At 71.4% G+C, this 14,901-nt stretch carries 10 protein-coding genes; 8 read left to right on the top strand and 2 right to left on the bottom strand.

What is annotated here, in order from left to right; translation table 11 throughout:
- Positions 1-66 precede the first annotated feature (66 nt).
- Positions 67-3,795, bottom strand: a complete 3,729-nt coding sequence (locus tag FB391_RS15500) for an AAA and adenylate/guanylate cyclase domain-containing protein (RefSeq protein ID WP_141895858.1) — start codon at positions 3,793-3,795, stop codon at positions 67-69.
- A 233-nt stretch (positions 3,796-4,028) separates the two neighbouring features.
- Between FB391_RS15500 and rlmN the strand changes: the two genes are divergently transcribed.
- From rlmN to FB391_RS15465, 7 genes are all read left to right on the top strand, one after another.
- Positions 4,029-5,273 carry a dual-specificity RNA methyltransferase RlmN gene (gene rlmN / locus FB391_RS15495; RefSeq protein WP_141895856.1) on the top strand — a complete coding sequence of 415 codons (1,245 nt, stop codon included), beginning with the start codon at positions 4,029-4,031 and terminating at the stop codon, positions 5,271-5,273.
- 95 nt (positions 5,274-5,368) lie between these two features.
- A complete protein-coding gene (locus tag FB391_RS15490) occupies positions 5,369-7,018 on the top strand; it encodes a DUF4407 domain-containing protein (protein WP_141895854.1) in 1,650 nt (549 codons plus the stop codon).
- A gap of 245 nt (positions 7,019-7,263) precedes the next feature.
- Positions 7,264-8,997 carry an ABC transporter ATP-binding protein gene (locus FB391_RS15485; protein WP_141895853.1) on the top strand — a complete coding sequence of 578 codons (1,734 nt, stop codon included), beginning with the start codon at positions 7,264-7,266 and terminating at the stop codon, positions 8,995-8,997.
- Positions 8,994-11,102, top strand: a complete 2,109-nt coding sequence (locus FB391_RS15480; RefSeq protein ID WP_246093558.1) for an ABC transporter ATP-binding protein — start codon at positions 8,994-8,996, stop codon at positions 11,100-11,102. The genes FB391_RS15485 and FB391_RS15480 overlap by 4 nt, the downstream gene beginning before the upstream one ends.
- A gap of 63 nt (positions 11,103-11,165) precedes the next feature.
- Positions 11,166-12,179: an aldo/keto reductase family protein gene (locus FB391_RS15475; RefSeq protein ID WP_141895851.1), complete on the top strand. Its 1,014-nt coding sequence runs from the start codon at positions 11,166-11,168 to the stop codon at positions 12,177-12,179.
- 4 nt (positions 12,180-12,183) lie between these two features.
- Positions 12,184-12,657 carry an NUDIX hydrolase gene (locus FB391_RS15470; RefSeq protein WP_141895849.1) on the top strand — a complete coding sequence of 158 codons (474 nt, stop codon included), beginning with the start codon at positions 12,184-12,186 and terminating at the stop codon, positions 12,655-12,657.
- A gap of 78 nt (positions 12,658-12,735) precedes the next feature.
- Complete coding sequence (locus FB391_RS15465) at positions 12,736-13,101, top strand: VOC family protein (protein WP_141895848.1); 366 nt, start codon at positions 12,736-12,738, stop codon at positions 13,099-13,101.
- A gap of 32 nt (positions 13,102-13,133) precedes the next feature.
- On the opposite strand, the gene FB391_RS15460 is transcribed toward FB391_RS15465, so the two are convergent.
- A complete protein-coding gene (locus tag FB391_RS15460; RefSeq protein ID WP_141895846.1) occupies positions 13,134-13,415 on the bottom strand; it encodes a hypothetical protein in 282 nt (93 codons plus the stop codon).
- Between the two features lie 19 nt (positions 13,416-13,434).
- On the opposite strand from FB391_RS15460, the gene FB391_RS15455 reads away from it, so the two are divergent.
- Positions 13,435-14,901, top strand: a complete 1,467-nt coding sequence (locus FB391_RS15455) for an aminotransferase-like domain-containing protein (RefSeq protein ID WP_141895844.1) — start codon at positions 13,435-13,437, stop codon at positions 14,899-14,901.

Raw genomic sequence — 14,901 nt, 5'->3', positions numbered from 1 at the left:
GCGGAGCGGGAACGGTTCATCGTCGCCTCACAGGGGTGGAAAGGACGCGGGGGCGGCGCGGACGGCTCATCGCCCGTGCCTCGATTCGACGGACAGGTCCGAGGACGCGGCGAGGAGGGCCTCGACATCGACGACGCCGAGCCCGGCGAGGGTCTGCTCTGCTTCGGCGGCGAGCGCGCCGTCGGCGGGGCCGCCGCATCGCGCGAGCTGCGCGAGTGAGAGCGCGCGCTCGAAGGGGAGGAGGGATGCCGCGGCCGCCGCCTCCCGCGTCAGCTCGCGCGCCGCATCGGCGTCGCCGTCGAGCCCGGCCAGGCGCGCCCGCTGGCGCAGCAGCCGGCTGAGGGCGGGCCCGGTCGGCTCTTCGCGGATCTCGTCGAGGATCGCGCGCGCGGCGCCCGCGTCGCCGGCATCCAGTTCCGTCTCGGCCAGCCGGATGAGGTTGTCGCGCGCCCAGTCGTTGTCGTCGACGGTCGAGAACAGCTCGGCCGCCCGGGTGAAGTCCCGGCGCGCGGCCTCTCGGTCGGCTGCGCGCTGATGGCCGCGCGCCGAGAACGCGGTGGCGATGGCGATCAGGTACGGGTTGTCGGACGCCTCGAAGACGTGCATCGCCTCGGCCAGCCGCGGCCGGGCGTCGCCGACGAGGCCCTGATCGACGAGCACCTCCGCCGCGTTGACGGACTCGATCGCCGCTCCGACGACGTCGCCGGCGGCCTCGGCGGCCAGCTGCGCCTGCGAGTAGAGCGCGATCGCGAGGCTCCATTCGCCGCGGTAGTAGGCGCGGGCGCCCAGCAGGTTGTACACCTTGGACTTCGAGAGCTCGTCGCCGATCTGGTCGTACAGCTCGAGCGACCGCTGCGTGTACTGGATCGCCTGATCGCCCTCGAGCTCGCCCGCCGCGATGTCGTGATAGCGGTAGGCGTCAGCGAGGACGCCCTTCGCCGCGTCATCGGCGGCGTGGTCGGCGAGGATGCCGATGCTCTCCTGCGCCAGGCGCCGGGCCTCGTGCCACTTGCCCTGGCGCAGCCGCAGGCCGGCCTCGGTCACGGCGACCGCTGCGAGCACGCTCTGCGCCGCGTCGCCGATCCCCGCCACCCCCCGTCGCGCGGCGCGCAGCGCGCGCACCGCCTCGGCGGGACGGCCGAGCACGTTGAGCGCGAACGCGCGCTCGCGGTCCAGACGTGCGCGCTCGACGGCGTCCGTGACGAGCTTGCGGGCGTGGGAGAAGGCTTCGAGGCCCTCCTGCGCCCAGCCGCCGGCGAGGCTCACGCGCCCCAGCGCGGTGAGCAGCTCGGGCAGGTCGTCCGCGGCCGCGGGCTCTCGCCGTGCCGCCTCGACGGCCACCCGGTACGCGTGGACGGCCTCTTCGAGGGCGAACGCGCGCTCGGCGCTCTGCGCGGCGCGGACGGCGGCGTCGCGCGCCGCCCGCCAGTCGCCGGCGACCTGGTAATGGTGGGCGAGCATCGCGTCGCGCGTGGAGCCGGCCGCGGACGGGTCCGCCTCGATCGCCGCGGCCGCGGCCCGGTGCAGCTCGCGCTTGGTCTGGAAGGTGAGCTGGTCGTACGCGACGTCGCGGAACAGCTCGCTGCGGAACGAGACCCCGTCCACGCCCAATTCGAGCATCGTGGCGAGACCGCCTGAGATCATCGGCGCTCCGACGCAGCGGACGTACAGCCCGAGCGGGATGCGGGTGCCCAGCACCGACGCCCGCCGCAGCGTGGCGCGGTCGGCCTCGCTCAGCGCGTCGATCCGCTCCCCGATGAGCTGCTCGATGGCCAGCGCATCGCGCCCGGTCGCCAGCCCCGCGGCCAGCTCGATCGCGTAGAGCGGGTTTCCGCCCGACCGGCTCACGAGCGGCCGCAGGTCGGCGGGAAGCAGCCGGCGCCCCGCGATGCCTTCGATGAGCTGGGCGGTGTCGTCGTCCGACAGCGGTCCGATCGCGATCCCGGGCGCCTCCAGCTCCAGTCCGCCGGGTTCGTCGCGGCGCACGACGACCACGCCGTGCCGTCGATCGCCGTGGATGACCTCGGTGAGCACGCCCGCCGACGCCGGGTCGATCCACTGGGCGTCCTCCAGGACGAGGCATCCCTCGCGAGCGGTGAGCAGCCCGATCAGCTCGCCGAGGACCGCCGTCGCGCGCTCCGCACGGAACCCGTCGTCGAGTGCGTCGACCTCCGCGGTCGGCTCCACCGCCGCCGAGACGGCGGGCGCGAGCAGCGGCAGCCAGGGGCGGAGGTCGGGGTCGAGCTGCGACACGGCCGCCGTCAGCAGCGCGCCGGCGTCGGCGGCATCCGCGGCGATGGGGATCCCCAGCAGCGGGCGCAGCAGCGACGACACCGCACTGTACGGCGTCGCGATCCCGTACCGGTCGCCGTGGGCGCGGAGGACCGGCAGGCCGGTCTGCTCCAGGGCGCGTTCCACGAGCCGGGACTTGCCGATGCCGGCAGGTCCCGACACCGTGACGACCGCTCCGGTGCCGCGCTGAGCGGCCTGCAGCACGTCGCTCAGTTGCGCCAGTTCGCCCTCGCGTCCGACGAACGCGCTCGATGCGTCGAGCGTGACCGACGTGGCGGCGCCGGTCACCGTGGCGACGGGGATCTCGTGCGATTTGCCCTTGACGGTGATCGCCCCGCCGTCGGTGGACGCGAACGCCCGCCCGGACCGTTCGAGCGCGGACCGCGTGACCAGCACCACGCCCGGTTCCGCTCTCGACGTCAGCCGGGCGGCGAGGTTCGTCGGGTCGCCCATGACGGTGTAGGTCTGCCGGAACTGCGCCCCCACGAATCCGGCGAACACGCGCCCGGAAGTCACGCCGGCGCGCACCAGCGAGCCCCGCGGCGCGTTCTGCACGATCCGCAGCGCCGCCGTGATCAGGCGTCCTTCGGGATCTTCGACCGTGGTCGGCGCGCCGGCGGTGAGGAAGTACCGGTAGCCCCCGGGCGACGGGTCGACGTCGAGCAGGGTGACGCCGGTCTCGGCCGCGGTCTGCTCCACGAGCAGCGTGAGCCGCGACATGAGCTCCACCTCTTCGGCCGTCGCGCTCGGCGCCAGGCCCGACACCTGCACGAAGGCGATCGCCGCCCACCGATGGTCCGGCTCGGCGCCGAGCAGATCGGGTCGCTCCGCGAACGCCCTCGGCAGGAACCGGTCGGCCGCATCGGTGCGTCCCACCGACAGCGCCATGAGGGACGCGGTCGCGACCGAGCCCGCGCGCAGCAGCCGGTGCGCCCCCTCGGCCCCCTCGACGGGGCCGACCTGGGTGGCCGGCAGCAGCGCGGCGGTCTCGTCGCTGACGAGGATCCGGCCCGCCTCTGCCGCGTTCTGCAGCTCGAGCACGCGCGAGGTCGCGCCGCCGGTGAGGATCGCGCTCACGTTCTCGTCGCCGGTGAGGACGAACTCGTACGTCCCCGAGTGCACGCCCACCGACATCCGCAGCTTGGCGCGGGCGAGGGGCAGGTGGATGTCGCCGACCGCGGTGAGCACGCGGTTCATGTTCCACGCCGCGTGCACCGCGTGGCGGGCGTGGTGGTCGCCGCTGAAGAGGAGGAAGAGGGCGTCGCCGGCGAACTTGACGACATCGCCGCCGTCGTCGGTGGCCGGCAGCAACACCGTGAAGATGCGCGACAGCGTGGCGATCAGCTGCTCGGTGCCCTCGCGCCCCGCCGCCGCGAGCTGCTCCGAGAGCGTCGTGAAGCCCGAGATGTCGACGACGACGGCCGTCCCGTCCACGCGCAGCACCCGCTGCTCGACGTCGCCCAGACCGTGGAGCAATCGCGGTGTCAGCGCAGCCGCCGTCACGTGCGCGCCCAGTGCCGTCCCCTTCCCCAGTTCTGCCCCCGGCCGTCTCCCCAGACGGCCGTCCCCGGCGGACCTCTGGGGCAAGAATGGCACCAACTCGCCCCGCGCGCCAGAGGCTGTCGGCTGCAGTATGACGGCGTGCGCGCGGCCGGTGGAGAGTGGATGCCGCGGCCTCCGGCATCCACTCCGTCCATGCCGCGTTCGCCCAGGCGCCGCCGCGTACCCTTGAGGACATGACCGAGTCCTCGCCCGTGCGCACGACCAAGCCCCGCCAGGTCCGGCCGGCGACCGAGGGCTGGACGCAGCAGAAGGACGCAGAGGGCCGTCCCCTCCTGCAGTTCGCGAGCCCCAAGCGCGGCAAGCCGCCCGTGCACCTCGCCGACTTCACGCCCGAGCAGCGCATCGAGAAGGTCAAGGAGCTGGGGCTCCCGGGCTTCCGCGCGAAGCAGCTCGAGAAGCACTACTTCCAGCACTGGACCCACGACCCGGCCGACATGACCGACCTCCCCGCCGAGGGGCGCGAGGAGCTCGTGCACGGCATGCTGCCGCCGCTGCTCACCGAGGTCCGGCGCCTGGAGACCGACCGCGGCGACACGATCAAGTTCCTGTGGAAGCTGCACGACGGCGCGCTCGTCGAGTCCGTGCTCATGCGGTACCCGGGCCGTATCACGCTGTGCGTGTCGTCGCAGGCCGGCTGCGGCATGAACTGCCCGTTCTGCGCGACCGGCCAGGCCGGGCTCACGCGCAACATGTCGGCCGCCGAGATCATCGAGCAGGTCGTGCGCGCCAACCGCCTCATCGCCGACGGGGGCCTCGGCGGCAAGAAGAAGGACGACCACTCCGCCGAGCGCGTCTCGAACATCGTGTTCATGGGGATGGGCGAGCCGCTGGCCAACTATGCGCGGGTCATGCAGGCCGTGCGCGTCATGACCGACAAGACGCACGGCATGGGCATGAGCGCGCGTGGCATCACGGTGTCGACCGTCGGCCTCGTGCCCGCCATCACCAAGCTCGCGAACGAAGACATCCCGGTCACCTTCGCGCTGTCGCTGCACGCGCCGGATGACACCCTCCGCGACGAGCTCATCCCGGTGAATTCCCGCTGGAAGGTCGACGAGGCCCTGGACGCCGCCCGCGCCTACTTCGACAAGACCGGCCGTCGCGTGTCGATCGAGTACGCGCTCATCAAGGACATGAACGACCACGGCTGGCGCGCCGACCTGCTCGCGAAGAAGCTCAACGACCGCGGTCGCGGCTGGGTGCACGTGAACCCCATCCCGCTGAACCCGACGCCCGGATCGATCTGGACCGCATCCGACGTGAGCGTGCAGAACGAGTTCGTCCGCCGTCTGAACGACGCCGGCATCCCGACGACCCTGCGCGACACCCGCGGCAAAGAGATCGATGGGGCGTGCGGCCAGCTCGTGGCCACCGAGGAGGACGAGGCGGTCGCCGCCGTCACCCCGCTCGAGGTCTGAGAGAGTGGATGCCGGGGCCCCGGCATCCACTCCCCACCGGGCCGCGCTGGGCATTCATCCACCTGCCGTCCAGGTGGCCCTCATACGGTGTTCGGATGTCTTACTCCGCACACCGGCCGGGCAGGTTCGGCTCCGACGGCCGCATCGAGTTCGAGACAGCAGGCTCTGAGCCCGAAGAGCTGTACGTCGACGACGTCCGCGCCGCGCAGGCCCGCGCCGCCCAGGACGAGGCGGCCGAGGCGCCTGACGCACCCGCTCCGCCCGCCGATCCCGAGGGCCCCGAAGACCCGTACCCCGTGACGCAGGACCTGCTCGACGACGCGCTCGCCATGAACCCGACGCAGCCGGTCGCCGTCGCGGCGTCGGCGGAGACGTCGCAGGACGACACGCTCGTGATGCCCGCCTCGGCCGACTGGGGCGCGATGGGCGAGGCATCCACCCCGGAGGCGGAGCCCGTCGAGGCGGCTCCGCCGGCCGCCGCACCGCCCGCCACCCGGGTCAAGACCCCGAAGCAGCCGCGCGCCAAGCGTGAGAAGGTGCCCGGATCGGGGTGGCGCCGACTGGCCGTCCTCGGCGGTGCGGACGGCGTCGTGCTCGACGAGGTGCCGAGCGAGACGCCCCGCTTCGTGCAGATGTTCTTCGTGCTCGCAGGCACGGCGCTGGTGTCGGCGATCTCGATGATGTTCGCCCTCATGACCGGTGTGCGGGTCGCGGCGTGGTTCGCGGTTCCGCTCGCGATCGTGTGGGCGCTCATCATCTTCAACCTCGACCGCTTCCTCACCTCGACGATGCGCTCGACGCGCAACGTGTGGCGCCTCGTCGGGCTGGCGATCCCGCGTGTGATCATGGCCGCGATCATCGGCCTGGTCGTCGCGGAGCCGCTCGTGCTGCAGGTGTTCCACAACGACATCGCGCGCGAGGTGAACGCGACGAACCTCGTGCAGGCGCAGTCCGATCAGGATGCCGTGACCTCGGGCCCCGAGAAGCAGGCTCTGGATGCCGCGAAGGAGCAGGTCGCCGCGCTGGAGAGCCAGGCCGCCAGCGGTGTGGTGGCGGGCGCCGACACCACGTCCGGCGCCGCCGCGTCGGCACAGACGACCGTCGACGACCTGACCGCCAAGCTGGCGGCCCAGCAGACCGTCATCGACCAGGCGCGCGCCATCTACCAGTGCGAGCTCACGGGGCAGGGCGCCGGAGAGGTCGCCGGCTGCACCGGCGTCGCGGGCGAGGGCGCGAGCTCCACCGCGGCGAAGGACCAGCTGGCAGCTGCCCAGGCCTCGTACGACGACCTGGCGGCCAAGCTGCGCGACGCCCAGGCAGGCCTCGCCGACGCACAGGCCGCCGGCACCGCGGACGCGAGCGCGTCGGAGGCGACCAACAAGCAGCAGGCCAAGGACGAGCTGCCCGCCGCCCGCGACCAGTACCAGGCCGCGCTGGCCGCCTACAACGCACGCGCCGCCGAGATCGCGGGCGCCAACGCGGGAGCGACGGGCCTGCTGAGCCAGATCAGCGGCCTGGAGCGCCTGTCGCAGCGCGAGCCGGCCCTGATGTGGGCGCACTGGCTGATCGCCTCGCTGTTCTTCATGATCGAGCTGCTGCCGGTGCTCGTGAAGGTCCTGACCAGCTACGGCGACCCGACGCTGTACGAGAAGGCGGACGCGCTGCGGCGCCAGGTCGCGCTCGACCGCGTCACCGCCCGCAGCTGGCGCGAGCGCGCCGACATCGCGCAGGGCGGCGAGGCCTGACCGGCTGACGCCGCCCCGGTCGACGCGCGCACGTTCGGGGAGTGGCCGGCGGGCGCCGACTCTTCACGCGACACGATATATCGTGTTACAGTGACGGGCGGATGCCGCCGGGAATCGGCATCCCGCGTCCACCGTCCGCCCTCCGCGAACGAGACTGCCGCGATGTCGGCGGCTCGTGCAAGTGTGGGTCCACACCACCTTCTGCGCGCTCGTCCGCGTGCCCTTATGCGCCTTTGGGGATCCTCGTGCTGGCCAAACTCCTCGTCCGATATCTGAAACCATCCGGGTGGCTGCTGCTCGGCGTGCTGCTGTTCCAGGCGGCATCCGCGGTCGCCTCGCTCTACCTGCCCAGCCTCAACGCCGACATCATCGACAACGGCCTGACCAAGGGCGACACCGCCTACATCTGGCGCACCGGCCTGTTCATGCTCACGGTGTCGCTCGGGCAGATCACGGCGTCCATCATCGCCACCTACTTCGCCGCACGCGCCGCCATGAAGCTCGGCCGCGACATCCGCGACGACATCTTCGAGCGGGTCTCCGGCTACTCCGAGCGCGAGGTCACCGACTTCGGCGCCGGATCGCTCATCACGCGCAACACCAATGACGTCCAGCAGGTGCAGATGCTGGCGATGATGGCGGCGACGTTCCTCGTCACGGCGCCCCTGCTGGCCGTCGGCGGCATCATCCTCGCGATCGAGCAGAGCGCCAGCCTCGCGTGGATCATCGCGGTGGCCGTGCCGGTGCTGCTGGTGGTCGCCGGCCTCATCATCGCCCGCATGGTGCCGCTGTTCCGCAGCTGGCAGTACAAGCTCGACGGCGTCAACCGTGTCATGCGCGAGCAGCTCACGGGCATCCGCGTGATCCGCGCCTTCGTGCGCGAGCCCATCGAAGAGGCGCGCTTCCGCGAGGCGAACACCGAGATCATGGTCGTCGGGCGCAAGGTCGGCTCGCTGTTCGTGCTGCTGTTCCCCGCCGTCATGCTGATCCTCAACGTCACCGTCATCGGGGTGATCTGGTTCGGCGGCATCAAGGTGGACGCGGGAGAGGTGCAGATCGGCACGCTGTTCGCCTTCATGCAGTACGTCATGATCATCCTGTCGGGCGTCATGATGGCGAGCTTCATGACGCTGATGATCCCGCGCGCCGCCGTGTCGGCCGAGCGCATCAGCGAGGTGCTCGGCACCCGCTCGACGCTGGTCGCGCCGGAGAACGGCGTGACGGAGTTCCCGTCGCCCGGCGCGGTGGAGTTCGAGGACGTCACCTTCACCTACCCGGGCGCCGAGCAGCCGATCCTGTCGGGCATCAGCTTCACCGCCGCCCCGGGTGAGACCGTCGCGGTCGTGGGCTCGACCGGCGCCGGCAAGTCGACGCTCGTGTCGCTCATCCCGCGCCTGTTCGACGTGACCGACGGCGTGGTCGCCGTCGGCGGCGTGGACGTGCGGCGGGCCGACCTCGACGCGCTGTGGCGCACGATCGGCATCGTGCCCCAGCGGCCGTTCCTGTTCTCGGGGACGATCGGGTCCAACCTGCGGTTCGGCCGCGAGGACGCGACCGACGCCGAACTGTGGCACGCGCTGGAGATCGCGCAGGCGAGCGACTTCGTCAGCCAGATGGACGGCGGCCTCGACGCCCCGATCTCGCAGGGCGGCACCAACGTGTCGGGCGGCCAGCGGCAGCGGCTCGCGATCGCCCGGGCGATCGTGCACGCGCCGCACGTGCTCGTCTTCGACGACTCGTTCTCGGCGCTCGACCTCACCACCGACGCGAGGCTGCGGCAGGCGCTGTGGCGCGAGCTGCCCGACGTCACGAAGATCGTCGTCGCGCAGCGCATCTCGACCATCACCGAGGCCGACCGCATCGTCGTGCTCGACGACGGCGGCATCGTGGGCCTCGGCACGCATGAGCAGCTGCTCGAGTCCAGCCAGACCTACCGTGAGATCGTCCAGTCCCAGCTCGGAGCGGAGGCGGCCCGATGAGCGCCGACGAGACCCCCACCCAGACGCCGCGCCGCGGCCGCCGCGCGCAGCGTCCGCAGCCGGTGATCAGCGCCGAGGAGCAGGCCGAGATCGAACTCGGCGAACAGGCCCGCATCGCCGCGGACGACTGGAGCGGCGGCGTCGCCCCGGGCAAGGCCGCGCACTTCGGTCCCTCGTTCCGGCGCCTGATCGGCCTGCTCAAGCCGCACGCCGTCGTCTTCGTGTTCGTATCGCTGCTCGGTGCGGCCGGCGTCGTCCTCGCGGTGCTGTCGCCCAAGGTGCTCGGCGAGGCGACCAACATCCTCTTCGAGGGCGTGGTCTCGTCGATGGCGCCCGCCGGCACGACGCAGCAGCAGGTCGTCGACGGCCTGCAGGCCGCCGGCCAGCAGGACCTCGCCAACATCGTCGCCGCCATGAACAACTTCACGCCGGGTGCCGGCGTGGACTTCATGGCGCTCAGCCGCGTGCTGCTGATCGTCCTGGCGCTGTACTTCGCCTCGTCGATCCTGATGTGGCTGCAGGGCTACGTCATCAACGTCATCATGATGCGCGTCATGTGGCAGCTGCGCGAAGACGTCGAGTCGAAGATCAACCGCCTGCCGCTGCGCTACTTCGACCGCGTGCAGCGCGGCGAGCTGATCTCGCGCGTCACGAACGACATCGACAACATCACGCAGATGATGCAGCAGTCGCTGTCGCAGGCGCTCACGAGCGTGCTGACCGTCATCGGCGTGCTCGTCATGATGCTGTCGATCTCGTGGCAGCTGACCCTCGTCGTCCTCGTGAGCTTCCCGCTCATGGGCGTGCTCTTCGGCGTCATCGGCCCGCGCTCGCAGAAGGCCTTCGGCATCCAGTGGCGCAAGGTCGGGCGTCTCAACGCCCGCGTCGAGGAGTCGTTCTCGGGTCACGCGCTGGTGCGCGTGTTCGGACGCGAGCAGGCGGCGCGCGAGGCGTTCCACGCCGAGAACGAAGAGCTGTACCAGGCCTCGTTCAAGGCGCAGTTCCTGGCCAACATCATGATGCCGGCGATGATGTTCATCGGGAACCTGACGTATGTCGGCATCGCGGTGTTCGGGGCGCTCATGGTCGCCGGCGGCCAGCTGCGGCTCGGCGACGTGCAGGCCTTCATCCAGTACTCGCAGCAGTTCACGCAGCCGCTGTCGGAGCTGGGCGGCATGGCCGCGGTCGTGCAGTCCGGCACCGCCTCGGCCGAGCGCGTGTTCGAGCTCCTCGACGAGCCCGAGCAGGAGCCCGACGCCGCCGACGCGCCGGTGCCCGTGGACGGCGACGGCACGATCGAGTTCCAGGACGTCGCGTTCTCGTACTCGCCCGACCGTCCGCTGATCCACGACCTGTCGTTCCGGGTCGAGCCCGGGCAGACCGTCGCGATCGTCGGCCCGACGGGTGCGGGCAAGACGACGCTCGTCAACCTGATCATGCGGTTCTACGAGCTCGACGGCGGGCGCATCCTGCTCAACGGCCAGAACATCGCGAACCTCACTCGTCGCGACATCCGTGCCAAGACCGGCATGGTCCTGCAGGACCCGTGGCTGTTCGCCGGCTCGATCCGCGAGAACATCCGGTACGGCCGCGCGGACGCCACCGACGACGAGATCCTCGCCGCCGCACGGGCGACCTACGTCGACCGCTTCGTGCACTCGCTGCCCGACGGGTACGACACGCTTCTCGACGAGGACGCGTCGAACATCTCGGCCGGCGAGAAGCAGCTCATCACGATCGCCCGCGCGTTCGTGGCCCAGCCGTCGGTGCTGATCCTCGACGAGGCCACCTCGTCGGTCGACACCCGCACCGAGCTGCTGCTGCAGCACGCGATGGCGGCGCTGCGCGAGGGACGCACGTCGTTCGTCATCGCGCACCGGCTCTCGACGATCCGCGACGCCGACCTCATCCTCGTGATGGAGAACGGCGGCATCGTCGAGCAGGGCACACACGACGAGCTCATCGCCGCTCAGGGCGCGTACTACCGCCTGTACAACTCGCAGTTCGAGCAGGCAGCGACCGACCTCGACGAAGAGGCGCGGGCGCTGGCCGTCGACGCCGAGTCCGGCGAGCCCACCGAGGACGAGGCGGCACCGGTCGTCTGAGCGCATCGCTGCGAAGAACGCTACCCGTCCCGGCTTGTCCGCCGGGGCGGGTAGCGTTTTCTCATGGTCAACTACCGATATCTCGGAAACAGCGGTCTCAAGGTCAGTGAGATCACCTACGGCAACTGGGTCACCCACGGCTCGCAGGTCGACGACTCCGCTGCCATCGCGACCGTCCACGCCGCGCTCGACGCCGGCATCACCACCTTCGACACCGCCGACACCTACGCCAACACGGCTGCCGAGGTCGTGCTGGGCAAGGCGCTCGAGGGTCAGCGTCGCGAGTCCCTCGAGATCTTCACGAAGGTCTACTTCCCGACCGGCCCGAAGGGTCCGAACGACACGGGCCTGAGCCGCAAGCACATCTTCGAGTCGATCGACGCATCGCTGCGACGCCTCGGCACCGACTACGTCGACCTCTACCAGGCGCACCGGTTCGACTACGAGACGCCGCTGGAAGAGACCTTCCAGGCGTTCGCCGACGTCGTCCGCCAGGGCAAGGCGCTCTATATCGGCGTCTCGGAGTGGACGGCCGAGCAGCTGCGCGAGGGTCACGCGCTCGCGAAGAGCTACGGGGTGCAGCTGATCTCGAACCAGCCGCAGTACTCCGCGCTGTGGCGCGTGATCGAGGGCAAGGTCGTGCCGACGTCCGAAGAGCTCGGCATCTCGCAGATCGTCTGGTCACCCATGGCGCAGGGCGTGCTGTCGGGCAAGTACCTGCCCGGGCAGCCGCTGCCCGACGGCTCGCGCGCGACCGACGAGAAGAGCGGCGCCGACTTCATCAAGTCGTTCCTGCGCGACGAGGTGCTCGAGGCGGTCCAGCGACTGAAGCCGATCGCCGAGCAGGCGGGGCTCTCGATGCCGCAGCTCGCGATCGCGTGGGTGCTGCAGAACAAGAACGTGGCGTCTGCGCTGGTCGGGGCATCCCGTCCCGAGCAGCTGGCCGAGACCGTCAAGGCCTCGGGCGTCGTGCTCGACGCCGACACGCTCGCGGCCATCGACACCGCGCTCGGCGGTGTCGTCTTCAGCGACCCCGAAGACACGTACACCGTCTCGCCGAAGGCGCGGCTCGTCTGACGCCATGGTGACGACCAGCGCCGGCATCCTGCTGTACCGGCTCACCCCGGATCTCGAACTGCTCATCGCGCACATGGGCGGTCCGTTCTGGGCGAGCAAGGATGCCGGCGCATGGTCGATCCCCAAGGGCGAGTACGACGAGGGCGACGAGGACGCGCTGGATGCCGCGAGACGCGAGTTCCGCGAAGAGCTCGGCATCGACGCGCCCGAGCCTCCGTACGCCGAGCTCGGCACGTTCGCATACTCGTCCGGCAAGCGCGTGACGGTCTTCGTCGCCGATGGAGCGGGCCTCGCGCTCGATGACCTGGAGTTCGGCGAGTTCGACCTCGAGTGGCCACCGCGTTCGGGTCGCACCGTGCGCTTCCCCGAAGTCGACCGGGTCGAGTGGACGACGCCGGATGCGGCACGCGAGCGTCTCGTGAAAGGTCAGCGCCCCGCGATCGACGCGCTGCAGCAGCGCCTCGAAGCGCTGACGTGAGCCGCCTGCCGGGCCCTTGTGCGGCTCCCCGCGGAGGCGGAGACTGACCGGGTCGACTCCGCACGAGAGGACCCACCCATGGCTCACGGCGACATCACCCACATCGACATCCCGGTCAGCGACTTCGAGAAGGCCTCTGCGTTCTACTCCGGCCTGTTCGGCTGGCAGATCGCGGAAGTGCCCGGCTACGAGGGGTATCCCATGTGGCAGGCGCCCAACAAGATCTCGGGCGGCGGGCTCGCGCCGCGCGACGAGGGCTTCACCCAGCCCCGCTCCTACGTCGAGGTCGACTCGATCGACGAGACGCTGGCCAAGGCGAAGGATGCCGGGGGCACGGTGGTCAGAGAGAAGAGCGAGATCTCGCCAACGAGCTGGTGGGCCGTGATCGAGGACCTCGACGGCAACACCATCGCCCTGTACGAGGGCACCACCGACGCCGGCTGACGCGCTGGTCGCGGCATCCGCGCGGACGCGGGTCAGCGCACGCCCTGGCCCAAGAGGTCGCGGACACGTATGTCTCCGCTCGCCGGCTCGCGACGGAGGTGCGCGGCGACCTCGCGGACGAGCGCGACGGTCGACGTCGGGCGCAGCCCGGGCTGAGGCTGTCGGAGTCCCGCCAGTGCGGAGAGCACCGGCCGGAGCGCCTCGTCGTGGCAACGGGCGTCGTCGTCGGCGACCCACGCCATGACGTCGTTGATGGTCCAATCGGGATGAACTGGACTGACCGTCGACGGAACGCTGGTGTGTGTGCGGAACATTGGACCAGAATGCGGTGTCATGACGACCGTTGACAGGGCCAATGAGCGGCTGGTGGACCACCGGGTGGCTCTCGGCGGCACGGTGGAGGCAACCCGGCTCGCCGCTCGGCTCGGACGGTGGGCGCACGGCGACGGCACGCTGAGCGTCCGTCTGGCGCAGGCCATCGCCGCGCTCGTCGAAGGCGGGGAGCTGCGACCGGGCGACCGGCTGCCTGCCGAACGCGGGCTCGCCGGCGCCATCTCGGTTTCACGCGGCACCGTCGTCGCCGCGTACGCGCTGCTGGCCGAGGACGAGCTGGTGGAACGGCGGCAGGGGAGCGGCACGCGCATCGCCGGACACCTGGGCGCCGCCATGCCGGCCCGGGAGCGGACGGCGCGCGGCGAGGGGCTGTTCTCGGCGCTGCCGTCCGGCATCGACCTGCTGCGCGCAGTGCCCGCGATGCCGCAGCCGGCCCTGGACATCGTCCGCGCCCACGCGCCGACCCTCGATCCGGTGACCCTCGCCGAGACCGATCCGGCGGGGCTGCCGATCCTCCGCACCCGCATCGCGGCGCTGTTCGAAGAAGAAGGCACGCCGGCCACGGCGGCGCAGATCCTCGTGACCCACGGCGCGCAGCAGGCGATCAGCCTCGTCGTGGACGAGCTGGTGTCACCGGGCGACGTCGTACTCACCGAGTCGGTCACGTGGCCCGGCCTGGCCGACTCGGTGCGACGTCGGGGCGGGCGCGTGCACGGCATCACGATCGGCCCCGAGGGGGTCGACGTCGACGAGCTCGAAGCGGCTGTCGCCGCACTGCGCCCGGTCCTGATCGCGGTGAACCCGCACCACCACAATCCGACCGGCACCCGGCTGCCTGCGGCCGCACGGCAGCGCCTGGCCGACCTGTCGGCCGAGTACGGCGTCCCGGTGCTGGAGGACCGCGTGCTCGCGCACGTCTCGTTCGACGGCGTCGTGCCGCCGACGCTCGCCGCGCTGCGACCCGATGCGCCGGTCATCGTGGTGGACTCGCTGTCGAAGTGGTGCTGGTCGGGCCTGCGCGTGGGCTGGCTGCGGGCGGATCCGGTCCTCGTCCGGCGCCTGCGCGGCGTCCGCCAGCTCATCGACCAATCGACCAGTGTGCCGGCGCAGCTGCTCGCCCTCGACCTCGTCGAGCAGGCGAGGGCGCTGCGGTTGGAGGTGAGCAGCACGCACGCCGTCGCGGCCGCGCAGCTCGCAGACGCGATCGGCGAGCACCTGCCCGGGTGGGAGGTCTCCCCGCCGCGCGGTGGCCTCGCCATGTGGGCCCGCCTGCCGATCGGGTCGGCGACGGCCTTCGCACGCGCCGCCGCGATGCGCGGCGTCTCGGTCGCCGGCGGCACCGAGTTCACGGCATCCATCACCTACGACGACCACATCCGGCTCCCGTACACGGCGCCGGAGGCGGTGCTGCACGAGGGGGTGCGCCGCCTCGGCGAGACGTGGCGGGAGTACCGCGTGCAGCTCTGA

Source organism: Microbacterium kyungheense (assembly GCF_006783905.1).
Classification (GTDB): domain Bacteria; phylum Actinomycetota; class Actinomycetes; order Actinomycetales; family Microbacteriaceae; genus Microbacterium; species Microbacterium kyungheense.
This window is presented reverse-complemented; position numbering and strand designations above follow the sequence as displayed.